Below are 22,115 nucleotides of genomic sequence, written 5' to 3' on the forward strand. Positions count from 1 at the left end.
GCTATTTTCTAGTTTTATATGAATTGTCATGAAAACTATTTATATAGTCTCATTTTATGTTTTTTCAAATATTTGACCTTATCGTCACTCTATAACTTTGGTAAAATGATGTAGAAGTCTAGGAGGGTAAAATATGAAAAAACTATCAATCATTGCTTTGCTCATGACAGTAATCGGCATGCTTCTTTGGCAACCTCAACTGGCATCTGCTGACGAACTAACAGGGCATTCACATGAACAGGGTCTTCGTTATTTAATTTCTAAAAATGCATTAGTAAAAGATGCAAAAGGAAGTTATCGTCCAAATGACAATGTGACACGTGGAGAGTTTGCTTCTTATTTAAGTAAAGCCATGAATCTTAAAGCGACAAGTGACATAGTCTTTAAAGATGTCCCAGATACATATGTACATGCAAAGGATATTAAGCTTGCTGCTTCAGCTGGTATTATTACAGGTTACGGAGATGGTTCATTTAAGCCTAATGCCGCTATTTCAAGACAGCATATGGCGGTTATGCTTGAGAGAGCTATCGATTATTTAAATATTCCTAAAGGTACGCCTACTATTACTTTTAAGGATAATGCATCTATCATAAAAGAATACCGTCATGCAGTAGCTATAGGTGCACAACTAGAAATCATTAAAGGCGCTAATGGTTACTTTATGCCTAAAAAAAATGCAACAATTGGACAAGCATCTTCGTTTATTGTCCGTCTAATGCAACTTGCTGGTGATCCAGACGCTACTGCACCAAACGGTGGCAACACAAACGGTGGTAATTCTAACGGCGGTAATTCTAACGGTGGCGATACTAACGGTGGTAATTCTAACGGCGGTAATTCAAACGGTGGCGATACAAATACCGGATCTTCTAAATATGCTATTAAGGAAATTTCAAACGGCACATTAGTTGGTAACCAAGGATTCTCTACTTTTGAAGCTGCTGAAAAAGCTGTGACAAAAAATACACAGGTTATTGTCCAAAGTGATAAAATTGTAAAAATGTCTTCAGGCTACGCTGTAACAAATGATTACGTAGCACTAAAATCTGAAACAATTAATGACTCGCTTGGTGTTGCGGCTAATACAGAAATGGAATACCTCAGTAGTGATGCAACACAAGTAAAAGTTCGATTAGCTGGTCAAGTCGGCTACTTAAAACATGCTGATGTTACATTAATCCCATTTTCAATGAGCAAAGGTCGTTCTTACTATGAAAATGTGAATGGTGAAATTAAACACACACTTTATGATTACAAAACAAATAAATATTCTTCTAGCTATATTTTCGGAAAAGCGCCATCCTTTATGAAGCAAAACGAAAAATACTATAGCTGGAACGGTATTTATTTCTCTAACGGCAATGGCTCTTCTAAAGGTGATGCCTATAACTATTATCAATTTTTACCTGCCCGTGCCCAAACACAATACACGGCACAAGAAATCGATACTTATATAATGAATAAGCTTGCAGAGATTGAGAGTACAGGAGCTACCCTTTATAAAGATGCTACAAAGAATAGTAAATTAATAGGTTTAGGGCAAAAATTGAAAGATGTAGAAGCAAAATCCCAAATTAACGCAATGCTTATTTTATCACTTGCTCAGCATGAGAGTGCTTATGGTATGAGTGAACAGGCACAAAAGTTAAATAACCTATTTGGCTTGTACGTGTATGATACGAACCCAAAAAACAAAAATTTTGATAGTATAGCTGACAACATCAATGAGCTTGTTGATAAATTCCTACAGCCAAACTACATTAATCCAGGGGGTTCACCTGGTAAAAACTTTGCGAATGGTGCAGTATTGGGTTCAAAAGCTCTTGGCTTTAACGTAAAATACGCGTCTGATCCATTCTGGGGAGCAAAAATTGCAGGACACTATTACCGAGCTGAAAAGGCGTTAGGCTTTAAGGATGCTAATAATCCATACACAATCGGTCTAACAACAACAAACGGCTTAAACGTTCGCATAGGTGCAGCTACTAGCAATAACCCTCTATTCACATATGCACGCAGTGGTATGCCTGTGATCATAACTAGCTCTGCTACAAACGGCTGGTATGAGATCCTTTCTGATAAACTGTATACAGGAAAAGCTTTCGTGAGCAAAGACTATGTACAAGTGATCAATACAGTAAAATAAAAAAAGAAGTCGTCCTATAACGTAGGGCGACTTTTTATGTTGTTGAAAATCTATAATGACAATGTTATGGTGTCACATTGTTTTTTCGGCAAAATAAAGGGTAGCAAAATGTTCAACTTCTCGACACCCACCTGCCATAGGAACACCCTAATAAAAAAGAGATGCCTCAAATAATATTTGAGACATCTCTATTATTGTTAATATGAAAGCTTTTTCTTATCTGTTTTAATAATCGCTGACGCAATTATGACAAAGCCTAGCATTAAAATAAAGATTAAATCAAGCAAGCCTGTATGCATAGACACTGTAAATAAGGTAATGACAAATGCATAAGCTACAGAGTGGAAGCTACGAATACCGCCCTGCTTCACTTTATTATAAATTAATGAGATTAATACACCATATAAGAGGAAGCCTATCGCTACAAGCAGATAACCGCCGTCTAAGAATAATTGACCAATAAATGTTGGTGTTGTTGTTCTGTTAGGACGTGTAATATATTTACCTTCAGATTCGGCTAGAGAGTTTACAACTTCCGTTACTTTCATACGTGGCGAAACTTGTTCACCCGGTAAAATAGTACTGATGATACCTGCATGGATTTCTCCATTTAGGTAACCTTCCTTCTGTGTATATTCGATAATTTTACTTAAAACAATATGGCCTGTTACACTCTCACCATTTATTGAACGAATCCATTTTGGTGTTAAGTTAACTTGCTGCTCTACTGATAGCAGCTTTTCTTTTTCTGTTTCAGTCAATTCTACATCTGGTTGTTCACGGCTATTAAATTCTTTCGTTGTATCCTCTGATACAACACGAAGGAAGCCAAACATTGAGAATGCTACTCCGATAACAAACAGAGCTGTAAGGAACCATGTTAATTTCACTCGTTTTACAACGTAATGGAAGATGATAATACCAGTAAATAACATGATAATTAATGGTGTACGGTAACCCATCAATAGGAATAAGAACATTACTGCAGCATAAATAGAGCCGTAGATTAATGTTTTTTTCCAAGTTATATTTTTTTCTAAAATCATTTTATATGATAATAACAGTAAAACACCATACCATAACAATTGAGCAAAGAAGTTTAATTTTGGATCAAGGTTACGTCGATTAGATTCATCAGAAATTCCTAATCCACCACCGGAAGTCATCATTAATACATATGAAACTAAACCTAGTAAAGTTAAAAATACGATAAAATGAACAACATATTTCCCTAAGAAGGATAAACCAAATGATGGGATTGTCCATTGTAACTTATCAATAATGTACACACCAATGTAATAGCATATTACTGCTAAAAATACTGCTGGCCAAATTGATACACGTAAATTAAATAATTCAAATCGATGGAAATCAAATAGACTTGTAAAGAAATAGAGCATTAATACAAAAGGTAAAAAGAAATACGGCGAAAACGTATCAATTTTGTTGACCTTTGCAAAAGTTTGTTTCAGTTTATTCATAAATGTCATACATCTCAGAAGATGTGATTGCCCTCCTCTATCGCGAATCAAAATTGTTTATTCTTTTTATTTACTAAAGCAAAACAAGAGTTATTATATCATAAATACAGGTAGACTTATAGAAAGGAATGAATTGATTTTACATAAAATTATGCAATGTTTTTCTTTTTTCCCTAAATTACGAGTTTATACCCAAAATTTACTGCATCATTTTCCCCAACTGTTGTTCCTCTTCGCTCTGACAACATTAATCGACAATCTATGTCAAATCACCATACAAAAACCAACTTTTAATGTTTTATCCATTATTTAGTTGTATGATAACTAAGTAGTGCAAATTTCACGGCTTAAGCACAATTCAAAATTAGCACGCAATTGAAGAAAAAATATACAAAATAAAGGATGTGGATTTAATGAAGAAATTATTCGTTTCACTACTCGTAGCATGCTCTTTTATGCTCGTAGTTTTTTTAGCACCAACACAAGCTAAAGCAGCACAGAAAATCGGTGTCGTTTTCTCTGAAAGTAGTGAAAAATATGCCAATACTACACACCCTAGTGGAACATTTAATGGCCAACGTGTTTCTGAAAAGGTTGATTATAGCTCTACATATAATAAGGAGCTAAAAGCTTTTCTTCTCTATCAGCAACAAGGCTTCCACGTAGAGAAAATTTATGAGAAAGACTTAAATAATTTAGAAAGTTTAAGTCAATATGATGCAATCGTCTTTGCCTATACAGTCATGATGAATCATCAGCAACGCGAAAATGTTAAAATGTACGTTCGAAATGGCGGTGGTGCAATTTTTGCCTTCCAGACAGCCCGTAATGAATCAACAAAATTCCCTAAACTCGGTCAAATGGATCTCTCTCCATTAATCTACGATGTCGATTCTTGGGTGATGGAGTGGGATAATTTAACTGAAGTCTTCAATTCTCGTTTTATTGACGATATTGTGTTAGGAAATTCTACAGTAAGCAATATCAATACTGTTCATCCAATTATGCAAAATACAACAAAAGAGCTTGGCAAAAGCAAGCTTAATCTAACAAAAACAGATCGTGATTGGGTAGAAGTCATAAAGCCTTGGCAAGGTGGATCTGCAACACCTATTTTATATTTCTCAGATTACAATTACACAGACAAACCTAAAACAATGAAAAAAAATGAATTTGGCGCAGCCCATGCGATTGAATACGGAAAAGGCAGAGTTGTTCAAATTGGATTCAAAATCTATGATTATATAAATATTAATGATAAAGCGGATTGGCAGGATAACGAAAATGGTGCTGCTTATATAACAACTAATGGTGACAAGGATGCACAAGTATTTATGAAGCATGCTTTAAATTGGGTAGCCGAAAAACATAATGGCTATGTGCCCCGCCGTTATAACATTTCGCTTTACTCTGACGGGGTGCAAAGTTATGTAGCACCGTCTGGTAAATTTGTTTTCTACTCCACTGTAACGGTTAAAAACAATGGTAATGTGCCTGCACGCGGTACATTGAAAGTAGAAATTTTAGACACAAACGATAAAGTTGTTGGTATTGGACATGAACGTTACATTCCAGGACTTGCTGCTGATTCCACAACAATCAATGCCGATCAAAAAGATATTAGTACCCATGTGGAAAAATATCAGATTACTATGCCTGGTAATTTAGCTGCCGGAACATATACGATACGTACATCCTTTATAGAGGGGCGCGATGATCGCAAAAATGCTGATGAAAAATTTGCAACGATTGCAGAAATTAAAACGCTTACGCGCGCAAAAGGTTCCAACAAAGCGACAATTGCTCCCGCTCCGGTCTTCCCAGATGTATCTTCGTCAAATGGTGCCTATTATGATATTAAAAACTTATATGCATTAGGCATTGTGAAAGGAACGAATGGGAAATTTAATCCACAGGGGACATTAACTCGCCTACAAGCAACAGAAATGATTTTGCGAGCATTAGGGATTCCAGCATCAAGCTCAGCTACCTTAAATGCAAGTGACATCAAAGCAGGTGATTATGGCTATGCTGTTTTAGCAACAGGCTTACGCTACGGTATTATTGCAGTAGATAATGGTAAAATCAATGCCCACCAGCCAATGACCCGCGCTGCCATGGCACGAGCACTTGTCAACGGCTTCAAGCTACAAGGTTACACAAATAATACTTTCTTAGATGTGCCGACATCTCATGCTTATTATAAAGATGTCCAAGCCTTATATTCACTTGGCATTACTACAGGCTATGCCGACAATACATTTAAACCAAATGGTACAGTAACACGTCAAAACTTTGCTCAATTCGTAAATAGAACACTTCATGCAAATTCAAAATAGCTACTAGGTATCACCGGTTTGTTCGTTGCGCCGCTAAACTCGGGTTTTCCGCCGCTAAAAGTGCTCGCTTCGCTGCTAAACCTGTGGGTTGCGCCGCTAAAAGTGTTCATTTCGCTGCTAATCTCGTGCGTTGCGCCGCTAAAGTGCTCACTTCGCTTTTTCGTGATTCTATCAGCGATGTTCGCGGGTCTATCAGCGATGTTTGCGGTTCTATCAGCGATGTTCGCGGTTCTATCAGCGATGTTCGCGATTCTATCAGCGATGTTCGCGGTTCTATCAGCGATGTTCGCGGTTCTATCAGCGATGTTCGTGGTTCTAAAACTGTGTGTCCCGCCGCTAAAATACCAAACTCATTAAACGAAAAGAGCTACAGCGTTTATTTGATCGCTGTAGCTCTTCGTTATTATTGTTTTGAGTAATATTCTAAAATTCCTTTGTAGATGGATTCCGCAAATAACTCAAGATATTTATCATCTGTCAACTTAGCACGGTCTTCACTATTTGTTAGGAAGCCTAGCTCGACTAGAATGGATGGAATAATCGTATTAGCAACTACGATGTAATTCTTTTGTCTGACCTTACGATTTTCCATATTTACATTTTTAACAATTTGGTTGTTTACAAATGTCGCAAGTTCAATATCTTCTTGATACATATCACCTGGTGTTTTAGCGTAATACGTTTCGGTACCTTTTGCTTTAGTACTATCTGCAGAGTTAACATGGATACTAACGAAGATTTCGCCGTAATTATCATGTGCAAAGTCAATATGTTTTTGTGGCGGAGAGAACGTATCTCCAGTACGAGGCATCAATACCTTTGCCCCTGCAGCCTCCAGTTTTCCCTTGACAAGAGTACTAACCTTTAATGTAATGTCTTTTTCTGTAATAGAACCATAAGAAGTTCCTGGGTCACTACCACCATGACCTGGATCAATAATGATAATTCGATCTTTTACCGGATTACCATTTTGATTTAATAGCTTTATATAAGATTTATGGACATACCCTGTTTGACCTTGATAAGTAACTTGTGCCCAATAACCGTTAATACTGTTCACTTGAACATAATCGCCCTTTTTCAGCTTACTTACTACCGCAGATGTAGCATTAGCTTCTTGGCGAATATTTAAATTATCAACTGTCACCCGACCTAATAGATCCCCAGAAACTATAGGTGGTGTTGGATCTGGAGTAGAAGGCTTTTCCACCTCAACGTCCGCTGTACTATTCGCCACGATATAACCCGGTACACCGTTCACTACAGTTAGATGGTAACCACTTACCGTCTTATAAACAGGTAAATTCATTTTACTATTCACAGTTGAAATAACCTTTGATGAAGAGGTTGGTTTTGCGTAAAGATTAATATTTTGTGTTGTTGCTACTTGCTTTTGGACATTTCCTAATGCGTTACCATCTGCATCTAGAAACTGTGTATATGTTTTATAAATATAAGCAAAAGTATCTTTATAGGAAACTTTCAACCAATCTCCCTCAACGGCATAGACTGATAGTTTACCACCTTTATTTACTGTACCTACTATATTAGTAGTAGATGAAGAATCTTTGGATTTACGAATATTTAATCCGTCAGTAGTTGCAGAAACTAAGCCAATGACCTGTGATGAATCAGGTACAGCTACAACTTTAGCAGGGATATCTAAACGATATTTTTCTTCTTTCGCACGCGCTACAAATAACGCAAACTGTTTACGTGTCACTTGTTCATTTGGATTGTAATTTTGATTACTTCCCTTGGTAATACCATTATAGTAAATCGTATTCACATATGAAACGTATGGATGATTAATGCCTACGTCTACAAAAGGAGAATCGATATTTTCATGCTCACTTATATCGAGCTTAAATGCGTTCGTTAATACATAACTCATTTCATCACGAGTTAACGGTTTGTTTGGCAAAAATTGCCCCTTTGTATTTGTTTTAAAGAGACCAGACTGTATAGCGCGTTCTACATAGCCTGAAAGCTCCGTGCCGGCCTTTACATCCGTGAAGCTTGATTTATTAACAACTAGTGGCTTTTTGCCTGATGCCACAACAACCATCTTGGCAACTTGTCCACGCGTTACGGTGTTGTTAGGTTTATAATACGTTTTGCCCTTTTCTTTATACCCTTTAATAACACCTAAATTTACTAAATAATTAATTTCTTCATATGCGTCATCCTTGTATGTAACATCTACAAAACCGCCACTTGCTTGTGCACTATTTATTGTAAACATTAAAGCAGAAACGAAAAGGACGCATAATATAAGACTAATTTTCTTAAGATACAATGTCTTATTTCCTCCTTTCTTGTTCTACCATTAATATTAACAAAATTTCCTAGATAAAACTATTACGCATATGGAATTATTATACCAAAATTTTAAATTATTGAATTCAACTCTTTAATGATCATCGCAAAGTGCTAAATGTAAACAAAAAACGCTACATCGTCTACTATTGAACGATGTAGCGCTTCATTATTATTGTTTTGAGTAATATTCTAAAATTCCTTTGTAGATAGATTCAGCGAATAACTCAACATATTGATCATCCGTCATTTTAGCTCGGTCTTCGTTATTTGTTAGGAAGCCTAGTTCGACTAAGATAGCTGGAATAATCGTGTTACGAATAACATAATATTGTTCTTTTTTAACACCACGATTTTTCATATTTAAGTTATTAACAATTTGATTATTTACAAATGTCGCTAAATCAATATCTTCATTAACCATATCACCTGTTGACACTGCATAGTATGTTTCGGTACCTAGTGCAGCAGTATTTCCTGCTGAGTTTACATGGATGCTTACGAAGATTTCACCGTAATTAGCATTTGTAAAGTCAACACGGTCTTGTAATGAAGGATACGTATCTCCTGTACGAGTGATAGATACCTTCGCGCCTGCAGCCTCTAGCTTTTGCTTCACAAGTGTGCCGACCTTTAATGTAATAGCTTTTTCGGAATTAGAACCTACAACAGTTCCAGGATCCTTACCACCATGACCTGGATCAAGAATGATAATTCGATCTTTCAACGGATTACCACTTTGATTTAGTAGCTTTATATAAGATTTATGGACATACCCTGTTTGACCTTGATAAGTCACTTGTGCCCAATAACCGTTAATACTGTTCACTTGAACATATTCGCCTTTTTTTAGCTTACTTACTACTGCAGAAGTAGCGTTAGCTTCTTTACGAATATTTAAATTGTCAACTGTCACTCTACCTAATAGATCCCCAGAAATTGTTGGTGGAGTTGAATCTGGTTTTGGATCTGGTTTTGGATCTGGTTTTGGATCTGGTTTTGGATCTGGTTTTGGAGTAGAAGGTTTTTCTACCTCAACGTCCGCTGTACTATTAGCCACGATATAGCCTGGTACACCATTTACTACAGTTAGATGGTAACCACTTATCGTCTTATAAACAGGTAACTTCACTTTACTATTCACAGTTGAAATAACCTTTGATGAAGAGGTTGGTTTTACGTAAAGATTAATATTTTGTGTTGTCGTAACTTGCTTTTGGACATTTCCTAATGCGTTACCATCTGCATCTAAAAACTGCGCATACGTTTTATAAATATAAGCAAAGGTATCTTTATAGGAAACTTTTAACCAATCCCCTTCAACTGCATAGACTGATAGTTTACCACCTTTGTTTACTGTACCTACTATATTTGCAGTAGATGAAGAATCTTTGGATTTACGAATATTTAATCCGTCAGTTGTTGAAGAAACTAAGCCAATGACCTGTGATGAATCAGGTGTAGCTACACCTTTAACAGGGATATCTAAACGATATTTTTCTTCCTTCGCACGTGCTACAAATAACGCAAACTGTTTACGCGTCACTTGTTCATTTGGATTATATTTTTGATTACTTCCCTTTGTAATACCATTATAGTAAATCGTATTCACATATGAAACGTACGGATGATTAATGCCTACGTCTACAAAAGGAGAATCGATGTTTTCATATTCGCTTGTATCGAGCTTAAACGCTTTTGTTAATACATAACTCATTTCATCACGAGTTAAAGGTTTGTTTGGCAAAAATTGTCCCTTTGTATTTGTTTTAAAGAAACCAGACTGTATAGCGCGTTCTACATAGCCTGAAAGCTCTGTGCCGGCCGTTACATCCGTGAAGCTTGATTTATTAACAACTAGTGGCTTTTTGCCTGATGCCACAACAACCATCTTGGCAACTTGTCCACGCGTTACGGTGTTGTTAGGTTTATAATACGTTTTGCCCTTTTCTTTATACCCTTTAATAACACCTAAATTTACTAAATAATTGATTTCTTCATATGCGTCATCCTTGTTCGTAACATCTACAAAACCGCCGCTTGCTTGTGCACTATTTATTGTAAACATTGAAGTAGAAACGAAAAGGACGCATAATATAAGACAAATTTTCTTAAGATACAATGTCTTATTTCCTCCCTTCTTGTTCTACCATTAATATTAGCAAAATTTCTCTGGTAAAACTATCATATAGATGCAAGTGTTACAACTTAAATCCTAAATAATAGAATTTAAGTCTACCGATGATCGTAGTATTTAAAGTATCAAACAAAAAGAGCTACATCGCTCATATTGAACAATGTAGCCCGTTTTATTATTTTTTCGCGTAGTATTGTGAAATTCCTTTGTAGATAGAATCAGCAAATAACTCAGCATATTTATCATTCGTCAATTTCCCGCGGTCTTCGCTATTTGTTAGGAAGCCTAGCTCAACTAAGATGGCTGGGATAATCGTGTTGCGAATAACATAATATTGCTGTTCTTTAACACCACGATTTTTCATATTTAAGTTATTAACAATTTGATTATTTACAAATGTCGCAAGATCAATGTCTTCCTGATACATATCACCCGTTGAAATTGCATAATATGTTTCAGTACCTAGTGCAGCAGTATTTGCTGCTGAGTTAACATGGATACTTACGAAGATTTCACCGTAATTATTATTTGTAAAGTCAACACGGTCTTGTAACGAAGGATACGTATCTCCTGTACGAGTCATATATACCTTCGCACCTGCAGCCTCTAGCTTTTGCTTCACAAGTGTGCCGACTTTTAATGTGATAGCTTTTTCGGAATAAGAACCTACAACAGTTCCAGGGTCCTTACCACCATGACCGGGATCAAGAATGATAATTCGATTTTTCAATGGATTACCACTTTGATTTAGTAGCTTTAAGTATGATTTATGGACATACCCTTTTTGACCTTGATAAGTAACTTGTGCCCAATAACCGTTAATACTGTTTACTTGAATATATTCGCCCTTCTTCAGTTTACCTAATACCGTAGAAGTAGAGTTAGCTTCTTTGCGAATATTTAAACTATCAACCGTCACTCGACCTAATAGATCACCAGAAACTGTAGGTGGATCTGGAGTAGAAGGATTTTCTACTTCAACATCCTCTGTACTATTAGCCACGACATAGCCTGGTATACCGTTTACTACAGTTAGATGGTAGCCACTGACTGTCTTATAAACTGGTAATTTCGTTTTGCTATTAACTGTTGTAATAACTTTTGATGAAGAAGTTGGTTTTACGTAAACATTTAAATTTTGTGTTGCAGTAACTTGCTTTTGGACATTCCCTAATGCGTTACCATCAGCATCTAAAAACTGTGCATACGCTTTATGAATATAAGCAAATGCACCTTTATAAGTAACCTTTAACCAGTCCCCTTCAACTGCATAGACTGATAATTTACCGCCTTTGTTTACTGTACCTACTATATTAGCAGTAGATGAAGTATCTTTTGATTTACGAATATTTAATCCGTCAGTTGTGACAGAAACTAAGCCAATGACCTGTGTTGTATCCGGTACACCTACACCTTTAACTGGTAGCTCTAAACGATACTTTTCACTTTTTGCACGCGCTATAAATAATGCAAACTGCGCACGTGTCACTTTGTTATTTGGATAATAATTTTGACCCGTTCCCTTTGTAATACCGTTATAGTATATCGTATTCACAAATGTAACGTATGGATGCGTAATACCTACATCTACAAAAGGAGAATCGATATTTTGATATTCACTTGTATCAAGTTTAAAGGCTTTTGTTAATACATAACTCATTTCATCGCGAGTTAAAGGCTTATCCGGTAAAAATTGCCCCTGCGTATTTGTTTTAAATAGTCCAAGCTGTATAGCGCGTTCTACATAGCCTGAAAGTTCTGTGCCTACTTTTACATCAGAGAAGCTTGATTTATTGACAACTAGTGGTTTGTTACCTGAAGCAATTACAGCCATCTTGGCAACTTGTCCACGCGTTACGTTATTATAAGGTTTATAATACGTTTTGCCGTTTTCCGTATATCCTTTAATAACACCTAAACTAACTAAATAATTGATCTCTTCATATGCTTCTTGATCTTTAGGAACATCTACAAACCCATCACTTGCTTGGGCACTATGTATTGTAAACATAGAAGCTGAAATGAATAAGACGCATAATATAAGACTGACTTTCTTGAGGTTCAATGTCTTATTTCCTCCCTTCCTGTTCTCGTGTTCATTTTAGCAAAATTGCACCGACAAAACTATCATACCAACGTAACTATTAACTGTTTTCTAGGCACCACTCCTATTTTTGGTAAATTTCATAAAAAGAAGAGAGTCTGCAAGTGCAAACTCTCCTCAATCTATACATTATATAAAAGAACTTCCTTGCAATGTATTACTTTAAACGTAGCCCTTGTCTAAGTAATACGGAATTTGATTATTATTGTTATTTTTGTGCGCGTTCAATAAATGTTTGTAGTTGAGAAATTTTTAACATCTCATCGTAACCGAAGTTACCATTTCCGTTACCTTCTGTAATACCATTTGAAGCAAGAATTGAAATAAATTCATTTGCCCAATGATTTGCAGGAGCATCAGCAAATGTTACAACATTGCCTTGTTGCTTTAATCCGAAGGCCTGTACTAAAACTTTCGAGATTTGAGCACGTGTTATCGGTGAAGATGGATTAAATTTGCCACTACCATCACCAGCAAAGATACCTAACTTCGATACAGCAGCAATTGCACCAGCATGTTCATTTGTTGGCTTTACGTCTGTAAAATTCGTATTTTTATCGGATGTATCCAAGTTAAGTGCTTTAGCAATTTGCACTGCCACTTCAGCACGAGAAGCATAAACTGTAAAATCAATCGCAGCTTCCTTTACTTCTTCTTTAACAGCTTCTGCTTGTTCACTATCAAATGTTGCTACACGTTTAGCACCAATGTAACGAGAACCCCAATAATAAGGATCATCTACATTTGAGTAACTAACACCTTTACCTGTTTGTGAATGGATCATTTTCCCTTCACCCATGTAAATAGCTACATGCGAAACACCTTTACCACTAGTATTGAAGAATAGTAAATCGCCAATCTCAAGATCCTTCTTTGCTACAGCAGTACCTTGTTGATATTGCGAGCCTGAAGTACGGTTTAATTCAATACCTAAATCTGCAAAGACTTTAGATGTATATCCTGAGCAATCGAGCCCTTTAGTAGTTGTACCTCCATAAAGATATGGAACACCTAAATATTTTGACGCTGTATCAGTTACATCAGATGCTGTGGCTGCTTCAGCTTTATCTATTTGAGTTGTTGTAAATAACATGAAAGATGCAAAAACCGGTAATAACCATTTCTTTTTCATATATTCGGTATACCCCTCTCAGAACTTTTTTGCCTATAAATAGACTATCATAAAAGATGCTATTTTAACTTTTCAATTGTGTAACGGTTTTTAAAGCACAAAAAAACACTGATATACCAACGTTTCGTGGTTTATCAGCGCTAAAATATGGGTATTAAATAATGGATAATCGGGATTTTTGTAACATTCCTGTAATATTAGCTACGCTTTGTCACAATAGATTGCAAATTTTAGTGGAATTCCAATTTTCAGTTGTTAAATATGCGCATTTCCGATTCGATTTTTCGTTTTATGCGATAGGGCCCGTGGGTATTTAATTACCTTTCGAGTGTTATTCTTTTGCTTTGCGCGGGGATTTTCCTCTGCTTTGCGACGGTTTTCCTGCTCTACGGGGATTCGCCTTTGCTCCGAGAGTATTGGCTTATGTTGGAATTAGCCGCTAATAGTGTGAGTTGCGCTGCTAACCAGGCAAGGAACGCCACTAAAACTTGAAATTCCGCCGCTAATTCGCCTTGCCCCGAGGGTATTCTCATGCTTCACGCAGGTCCCTTCTTCACTCCACGGGTATTTTCTCATCCCGCCGCACATTCTATTGACTAGAAAATAACTGCACCCAATAGTAATATCCATTGCTATCAACTGCAATTGCGACCCCGGTATTTGTGTAATTTTCTCGTAAAATATTTTCACGATGTGCTGGTGAAGCCATCCATGCTTTGACGGCAGCTTCGGATGTTGGAATTTTTCTTCCTATATTCTCTCCTAAGCTCGTGTATGGATAATCGAATAATGTTGCTAAATCCCAGGGCATTCCGTAGTAAGGGGATTCGTGCTCAAAATAATGTCGATTCACCATATCCTGAGCCTTAATAACGGCAATTTGTGTTAAAGCTGCATCATAGTTAAGGGGGTGTAACTTTCTTTTTTGTCGTTCGACATTGACTAAACGTATTACATCATTAGCCATGGTTGGTGAAAAACATTTTGTCGGAATATAAGACTTGGATAAATAATCGTAGGCTACCTCAAGATTTGTTACCTTCGTTGAAAAGTCGAGACTTCTTTCAACCAAAGAAGCAAATTGCGCACGTGTTACCATTCGATTTGGTGCAAATTGCTGTGCGTTAATCCCCTTAATAACACCAACATCTGCAAGCGATTCAATATAGTCTTTTGCCCAATGTCCCTGCTTAACATCGCTAAACTTACTATGATTTTGAGAATCGACTTCAATTTGATACGCAAGTGTTAACATTTTGGCAATTTGTGCACGTTGTAAAGGTGCATCAGGGTTGAAGCAATCACCATTTTGTAATATCTTTAATTCCACTAAGGCACAAATTTCTTTGTAGTACGGATGATTATCCGCTAAGTCCGTAAAATTAGGCGTGTAATCGGTATCCAGTTTTAGCTTCATGGAACGAGCAATTGCAGCGGCAGCCTCTGCCCTAGTAATCGGTTGTTCGGGTCTAAAGGAGCCATCCTGATAGTTTGTCATATAATGCTTTTCTAGCATATGTTCTATTGAGCTTTTTGCCCAATGTGATTGTGAAACATCTTTTGCAATATTAGCTGCCAATACTTCTTCAGATGTGATTGTCAGAGGCACAGCATATGATGTAGTTAGCAAAATAAGAGACATACCAACAACACTAGATACTTTTTTTAACATAGCTATCTCCTCCTTCGTTTAATTATGTATAGTAATTTAATGGCACAAATCCCCCACCACATGTTTTCCTAACGACCAAATTAGGGATCGTATCCATACTCATGTTTGTTTTCCCTCATTGCCCTCACGATGCGGGAAAAAAAGCATTGTTACCGATTTAAAGGTCCTCACACCCAACTTTGGTTGGTGAAACATTCATATTCCATTATTACCTAATTTTGACTTTATTGTTTCAAAAAAAGGACCATCACCAAAACGTGTGGTTGATTTCCGTTTCGACTGGGCGCTTTGTTGCTGCCGCTACGTTAGCACTACGCTTTCGCACAGAGCAAAGCTTCCTGGGGGCGTCCGATGAGCCGCTTCGCTGCGCTGCAGGGTCTCATCTGTGACGCTGATCCCCGAGGAGTCGCCCAGTCTCCACTCCAATCAACTATTTACATAGTAGACGTTTTAACAAAAGTCATCCACAACTTTTGGTGATGAACCTCAAAAAAACCACTCTAAGATTGAAAGCACCTTCAGAGTGAGTCTTCCCATTTATTCAACGCTAATTATATAGAAATCGTCTTCAGCTTTTTGTAAAGTGCGGTATAGGAATAAAGCCATTTGACCGCGACGAACATCTGTATAGGGTGAAAATGTAGTCGCACTAGTTCCTTGTGTAATCCCATAATTTAATAACGTTTGAATATACATATTAGTTTCATTTTCTTTTGTAAAATCTAAAAAAGGTGCAGATAATGTTGTTGCCTGCTGTAAATTAAAGCCGATTGTCAATATCTTTGCCATTTGGCTTCGATTCATAAAATGATCTGGATTATAATTTGTTCCTTTTTGAATAATACCCTTTTCGGCAAGCGCGGCAATATGACCGTAATATTTATGAGAGGTCGGTACATCACTGAAGCCAGGATTTACTACATTTTTTGTCTCCAATTTTAGAGCTTCAGCCAAAAAGTATGCCGCTTCCCCTCGTGTTAAATTTTGATAAGGACTAAACGTAGTCGATGTTGTCCCAAATACAATGCCCTGGCTATATAATTCACTAACTGCCTTGTAAAGTTCAACTTCACTTCCGCTATTTTTTATATCTGTAAATGGCATTGCAGCTGCTTCCGCAGGCATGGCTCCAACAAAGGGAACAACTGCTGCAGCGGTGGCAAGTGCCCATGATTTATGTATCTTCTTAGTCGACAAATGCACGCTTCCTTTCCTTATTATAAAGAAAGAAAAGAGGGACCTGCCCTCTCTCCTTATAATAAACCTAATGTTTTTAAGTGCTCTTGTAAAATACGATAATTATATACTAAATCCTGCTGCTCAAGAGTAAGTGCGTCGTATAGTTTTTGTGCAGCCAGTACTTTCTTTTCAAACGTTTTAGCGTCTGGGTCCAGCTCACCAATCGCATTCACCACTTTTAACACTGCTGCTACATCTTTTTCTGCTTTCTTTAAAGCATCGTAGTTAAGAACTTGTCCTTTTACTTTAGAATCTAATGCTTTATATGCTGCAGAAGCATTCGCTACATCTTGAATATATGTGCTAGAAGCCGGATTAAGACCAGCTATAATCTCAACAACTTTCTTTACTTCACGCATATTTTTCTCAGCTTCAAGCAAAATATTGTAATTAGATACTCGTTGCTTATCTGCAGTACTTAAGCTATCGTAATCTTTTCGTACAGATTCTATCATACCAAAATATAATTTGTCGCTTGGCTTTAATGCTGCAATACTTTGATAAACTTTAATAACGTTATCTAATGAAAGAAGTAGCTGCTCGTTATAAACATATTTACGTTGAGTCGCAGTAAGATTATCATATGCTTTTAATACCTTTTGATATTGGCTGTCCATATTTTTCGATGTCATCAGTTTATCAATCTCATTGACAACACTAATGACAGGCTTAATAATTTTTTCTTGCTCTTGCAATGTTTTATAGTTTTCAACCGCATATTGTTGATCTTTCGGTAATGCATTATATGCTGCACGTATCTCTTCAATACGTTTAATATATTGATTTGCTGGGACAGTCGGAAGCTCATCAATCATACGCTTTACATTTCCTGCACCTAAGATGCTTGCTTCAGCAGCTTGTAATAAATTGTAGTTTGTCACATATTGCTGCATGTCCTTACTTAGAGCATCGTATAGTGCTCGAGCTTGTACTGTATCCGCATTGAACGTTTTACTAGAAGGCTTTAACTTGCCTATTAATTCAATCACTTTAGCAGTTGGCTCATAGCCTTGTAAAATTGCAATATTATTAACATATAGCTTTTGGTCTTTTGTCAGCTTATCGTACGCTTTTCGCGCTGAGTTAACTTGACTGACAAATTTACTTGTGCCCGGCTCTATTCCATCGATTTGCACCATAGTATTTAAAATTGCTTTTACTTCTTTTTCACGATCTGTTAACACCTTCACATTAGAGACAAGCTTTTTCTGTCCTGAATTTAGTTTATCGTAAGCAACGCGAGCATTCATAAGCTTCGTTAAATAATCAGGATCATTAGGCACTGCCGCATCTATTAATGCAATAACTGTATGTGCAGATTTCAGCTCAGTCTCAGCTGTGACAAGCTTTTCATAGTTTGTGACAGCTTTTTGCTTTTCTGGTGGTAATGCATCGTAATTTTTGCGTGCAGAATCTAAATCATTTAAAAATGTTTTACTTGTCGGTTTCAATGTTTCTATCAAGCCTATTAATGTAGCAACATCCTCAACTGCTGTTAGCTGATTGTAGTTTGTTACGCGTTTTTGTGAGGCAGAGTCTAATGCATTGTATGCCTTACGTGCTGCCAAAACCTTTTTTGTATAATCCTTATTTGCTGGATTTAAAGCTGCAATTGCATTAATAACCTTCACAACATTGGCATTATTTTTTTCATACGTTGTTAATGTCTTGGATTGCGTTACTAATTTTTTCGCATTTTTATCCATCGTTTTATATTCTGCGGACATCGCTGCTACTTTCCCTACAAACGTAGCATCCGGCTCATTAGCTAAAGCGATAACACGATTGTCGAAATCTTTAGCTGTTGTAATATAGCCATTCGCGGTTTGAAGAGCAGGATAATTCGTAACAAGTTGTTGCCCGTTTGATGATAGTTTCCCATAATCTGCAGTTAACTGTGTCACTACTTCCGTATATGTTTTTTGCGATGGGTTCAAAGCCATGATACGTGTCACAATATCCATCGCCTCTACTTGATCCTTCAACGATTTATAGTTTTTCACATATTCGCGTTTTGCAGGATCTAGCTTTAAGTAAGCAGTATTAGCAGCCTTCGCTTTTGACGTATAATCCTTTGCAGTTGGGTCTAACTTTTCCACTAGCGCAATTACTTTATCAGCTGTAGATTGGTTAGCTAGCACTTCTGTATATTTTTTGTACGGTGTAACCGCTGCACTATTTGGATTATGCGCTATAACAATTTTCTTTTGGTCAGCTGTGAGCTTGTTCAGTTCTGACGTTATGCCATCTGTGATTTCCTTAATTTTAGTAGCATCAGAATTTGGATTACTTAGGGTTAATACAAGCGTTTCTAATTGTTTAACTGTTTTGTCTACTACAGTTGCATCATCAACCATTTTTAAAAGTTTTGTAATATCTGCCCCGTTACTTTTGAAATAAGCAATGAGTGCAGCCCCTTCATAATCATATTGGAGGGACTTACCCGTAACATCTTTAACTATAGCTCTAGCCTTATTGTTCGTTGCAGTATTAACAGCACCTTTAAATGTTTGTTGAACATATAAATAGGTTTTATCAGCATTCGTTGCACCTAAAAATGTCTGATATCTATTCCATGCATCATTAACATCCTTAATGAAAGTTTTACTAGTATAAGAGATACCTTTAATACTTGTACCAATGTTCTTAAGTTCGCTTAATAAAATTATTTGATTTTCTATATAGTTGTATTTAGCTGTAATAAATTCAATTTCATCAGTGTCAAAATTATCGCTTAAAAATGCTAAATCTCTTTTGGCAGCAGCCATTTCTGCTGTTGTTGATTTTTCAGATAATTTTCCATATTGTGCAATAGTTTGTGATTTAGCGTTTGCATTTGTTGCTGCTATATTCACATTAGCTACTTGATTTTCCTGAGAGATTGTTTGAGGTTGTCCTTCTTGAGCATTGGCAATAGCCGTCGGAGTTAGTAATAGACTTGTTATTACACCAACCTGTATTTGTTTTTTCAAAATGCCCACCCTTTCTTTTATATAGGTAAATAGATATGTATCATTTATTTCTAATTTGCTACCTTTTGTATCGGTGCATTTTATCCTATTTCAAGCTAATCTATTAAAGAAGCCCATCCTCTTCACTAACAGAAATATTTTTTAGATTGAATAGTCTTTTTATAGGAAGTTATTGTTAGGATACTATATAATTGAATTATGTGCATTGTTCTGGAAGAAATTTTGGCAAAAGATGACTAATTGCGAGTAAAAAACTTTCTACTTAAAAGAATATGTGTCGTTGACGACAGTTAGCAGCGCTCGTCTATTGAAAGCGCTACTCTATATGTTCTTGCACCTTATATTTTCCAGGAAATATTTTGTTGAAACATTACTCAAATTAGCGAATAAAAGCTTTGTATAATTATCTAAAATAACGATTAAATTTCCTCTTTTTCGAGGGGAATCCATGAAAAACTTAGCATTTCTACTATATTATTTTCCAGTAATTAGATGTATACTACAACTTTACGATTTAATTTACGAGAAAGGGAGCTATATATGTTTTATCAATATAAATTTTGGCACAGCTTAATGCATCCCACTTATTTTACCCAAGCTGTTGAGCAAGGAGAACTAAGAGGATATAAAAAGCGATCCTTCGCAGTTTTTATACTCTTTTTGCTGCTATTTGTCGCTCGTGAGTTTTGGGGCATGGGTACAGAAAGCTTAACAAGCTTATTTGCATCGAATCATCAAACTGAATACTATACAGCCCGTTTATTATCAATGGTTGGGGTTATTGCCTGGGGAGTTATCTATTATTGCTTCCATTATTTTGGCGTTACATACTTGTTACATCTGTTAACAGACATTCCTTACAAATGGATTCAGAAGGTACAACTTTATGTAATGGTATTTTTACTTATTGAAAAGACAATTTTATTTGCTGTGTTTTATGCAGTTGGTTACACTACTAACTTCTCGTTCTTCTCACTTGCACCTATAGCTCAGCAAGTAATTGATAAGGATTATGTACTATTTGCTATCAACCAACTAACCGTAGCAACTGTATTAACAATTATTGTGCAATACACGTTCCTTTCAAAATGGGAGGAGTGGTCAGATCAAAAGGCATTATTAGCAAAAATTATTGGTCTTTATGTAGTAATGGCTATTTTTATCGGCATGATTAGTGTGTTACCACTACAAGAATGGATTACAAGGGGGTTAGGATGATGCGCTTTATTAAATCCAGACCTTGGACAAGTTTAAGTATTATAGTGATAGCGTTATTAATTGGTGTGAATGCTTATTTTGTATTTAAGGATGATAGTAAAGTAGCAAGATCCTACTTTATCAATGAATTCCAACGAGCTACACCTAGTGATCGTGTAGAAACGGTTGAAAAGGATGCGATTGTTGCACCAGCACAAACCTATACGATTTCAGCAGATGCGAAAAATCTTGCTGCAATAGATGTAACACGTGGACAGGAAGTACATGCCAATGATTTACTAGCTACCTACAAAACAGAGGAAGTTGACGGTGAATTAGCAGAGCTTGAGGCTGAACGCACAGCTTACGAAACTGAATTAAGTGATTTAGAATCTGCTTTAGCGGACATAGAATCTGAATACGGTGGAGGCAATGACCCTAAAAGCTCTATTAATACCGACCAAATTAGTGAGAAATTAAATGTCTCTGTTAAATTTGAATTAGGTCAGCAAGCTTCTCCATCAACTGCAGTGGCAATATTGAACCGTCATATTGCAGAGACCAATCGTCAAATAGCTTTAATGGATGCCCAAATTGGCCAAATTAAAGCGCGCCAAGGTGTTATTTGCCCAGTAGATGGTGTCATCTCAAAAATCACTGAACAAGCTGGTGCGGTCACATTTGAAATCTATTCATCTGAAAAGTCTATGCTTGCCTACTTATCCGAGGATGAATGGCAAAAGGTTGAAGATGGACAAACCGTTAATTTTAAACTACCGCATAACGACGACGATCTATCTGGTATTGTCTTCCAAAAACAAATGATACCAGCAAATAAGGAATCCCTTTGGGCAAATGAACTAGCTAAGTCTGCAAAGCTACCAAAGCCTACAAGCTATGAGGTAATATTGCATCAAGATGACATACTAGAAAACATTCCATTTTCAACTGTCGGTAAAGCTTCTATTACCGTAAATCAGGCATCCAACGCGCTTAAAGTGAAATCCGCATGGGTGAAGGCTGGAAAGAAAAATAAACATAGCGTTTATACAATTGATGAAAATGGTAAAATACGCCTTGAGGATATCGAGGTTGCCTTTAAAACGGCAGATTCTACGATCTTTACAGGCTATATGGATGCTGGAACACCTATTATCGCAAATGAACAACGCAATATTTTAGCTCGCTCCTTCCGTTCAATACCACTTAAAAAAATCGAGTGGCGCAATTTTAAAGAGATCGGTTGGAAAGACTACGTAAAATATATTGTCTTTTAGTATGACGATTTGTCAAATTAAGTGCAACAATTGCTCATTAAAAGCCTCGTTTGCAGTTTTCCAACCAAGACATTTTCTTGGTCGGCTGTTGATATAG

At 36.5% G+C, this 22,115-nt stretch carries 13 protein-coding genes; 5 read left to right on the top strand and 8 right to left on the bottom strand.

Going from position 1 to position 22,115, the window contains the following annotated elements; translation table 11 throughout:
• Positions 1 to 133 precede the first annotated feature (133 nt).
• Positions 134 to 2,149 (top strand): S-layer homology domain-containing protein, encoded by a 2,016-nt coding sequence (locus tag ACIQ7N_RS16240; RefSeq protein ID WP_402933882.1) that lies wholly within the window; start codon positions 134 to 136, stop codon positions 2,147 to 2,149.
• A 197-nt stretch (positions 2,150 to 2,346) separates the two neighbouring features.
• Here the strand turns inward: ACIQ7N_RS16240 and ACIQ7N_RS16245 are convergent, their stop codons facing one another.
• Entirely contained in the window at positions 2,347 to 3,630 is a 1,284-nt protein-coding gene (locus ACIQ7N_RS16245) for an oligosaccharide repeat unit polymerase (protein ID WP_402933885.1), read from the bottom strand.
• Between the two features lie 413 nt (positions 3,631 to 4,043).
• Here ACIQ7N_RS16245 and ACIQ7N_RS16250 point away from each other — a divergent pair, with 413 nt between their 5' ends.
• Together ACIQ7N_RS16250 and ACIQ7N_RS16255 are read left to right on the top strand one after the other, a co-directional pair.
• A complete protein-coding gene (locus ACIQ7N_RS16250; protein ID WP_402933888.1) occupies positions 4,044 to 5,969 on the top strand; it encodes an S-layer homology domain-containing protein in 1,926 nt (641 codons plus the stop codon).
• Positions 5,970 to 6,146: 177 nt separating this feature from the next.
• Complete coding sequence (locus ACIQ7N_RS16255) at positions 6,147 to 6,326, top strand: hypothetical protein (RefSeq protein WP_402933891.1); 180 nt, start codon at positions 6,147 to 6,149, stop codon at positions 6,324 to 6,326.
• Positions 6,327 to 6,372: 46 nt separating this feature from the next.
• Here the strand turns inward: ACIQ7N_RS16255 and ACIQ7N_RS16260 are convergent, their stop codons facing one another.
• The 7 genes from ACIQ7N_RS16260 to ACIQ7N_RS16290 all read right to left on the bottom strand — a co-directional run bounded on the left by ACIQ7N_RS16260 (position 6,373) and on the right by ACIQ7N_RS16290 (position 19,544).
• Positions 6,373 to 8,268 (bottom strand): N-acetylmuramoyl-L-alanine amidase, encoded by a 1,896-nt coding sequence (locus tag ACIQ7N_RS16260; RefSeq protein WP_402933894.1) that lies wholly within the window; start codon positions 8,266 to 8,268, stop codon positions 6,373 to 6,375.
• A 192-nt stretch (positions 8,269 to 8,460) separates the two neighbouring features.
• Entirely contained in the window at positions 8,461 to 10,410 is a 1,950-nt protein-coding gene (locus tag ACIQ7N_RS16265; protein WP_402933897.1) for an N-acetylmuramoyl-L-alanine amidase, read from the bottom strand.
• A gap of 190 nt (positions 10,411 to 10,600) precedes the next feature.
• Positions 10,601 to 12,490 (bottom strand): N-acetylmuramoyl-L-alanine amidase, encoded by a 1,890-nt coding sequence (locus tag ACIQ7N_RS16270; RefSeq protein WP_402933899.1) that lies wholly within the window; start codon positions 12,488 to 12,490, stop codon positions 10,601 to 10,603.
• Positions 12,491 to 12,737: 247 nt separating this feature from the next.
• Positions 12,738 to 13,661 (bottom strand): C40 family peptidase, encoded by a 924-nt coding sequence (locus ACIQ7N_RS16275; RefSeq protein ID WP_402933902.1) that lies wholly within the window; start codon positions 13,659 to 13,661, stop codon positions 12,738 to 12,740.
• Between the two features lie 589 nt (positions 13,662 to 14,250).
• The gene (locus ACIQ7N_RS16280) at positions 14,251 to 15,333 is read right to left on the bottom strand and encodes a CAP and S-layer homology domain-containing protein (protein ID WP_402933905.1); all 1,083 of its coding nucleotides are present in this window, start codon (positions 15,331 to 15,333) and stop codon (positions 14,251 to 14,253) included.
• A gap of 537 nt (positions 15,334 to 15,870) precedes the next feature.
• Positions 15,871 to 16,530: an S-layer homology domain-containing protein gene (locus tag ACIQ7N_RS16285; RefSeq protein ID WP_402933908.1), complete on the bottom strand. Its 660-nt coding sequence runs from the start codon at positions 16,528 to 16,530 to the stop codon at positions 15,871 to 15,873.
• A 56-nt stretch (positions 16,531 to 16,586) separates the two neighbouring features.
• Complete coding sequence (locus ACIQ7N_RS16290; protein WP_402933911.1) at positions 16,587 to 19,544, bottom strand: hypothetical protein; 2,958 nt, start codon at positions 19,542 to 19,544, stop codon at positions 16,587 to 16,589.
• 540 nt (positions 19,545 to 20,084) lie between these two features.
• Between ACIQ7N_RS16290 and ACIQ7N_RS16295 the strand changes: the two genes are divergently transcribed.
• Both ACIQ7N_RS16295 and ACIQ7N_RS16300 read left to right on the top strand, forming a co-directional pair.
• A complete protein-coding gene (locus ACIQ7N_RS16295) occupies positions 20,085 to 20,762 on the top strand; it encodes a hypothetical protein (RefSeq protein ID WP_402933914.1) in 678 nt (225 codons plus the stop codon).
• Positions 20,762 to 22,018: an efflux RND transporter periplasmic adaptor subunit gene (locus ACIQ7N_RS16300; protein ID WP_402933917.1), complete on the top strand. Its 1,257-nt coding sequence runs from the start codon at positions 20,762 to 20,764 to the stop codon at positions 22,016 to 22,018. The genes ACIQ7N_RS16295 and ACIQ7N_RS16300 overlap by 1 nt, the downstream gene beginning before the upstream one ends.
• Positions 22,019 to 22,115 lie beyond the last annotated feature (97 nt).

Source organism: Lysinibacillus sp. NPDC095746 (assembly GCF_044763535.1).
Classification (GTDB): domain Bacteria; phylum Bacillota; class Bacilli; order Bacillales_A; family Planococcaceae; genus Lysinibacillus.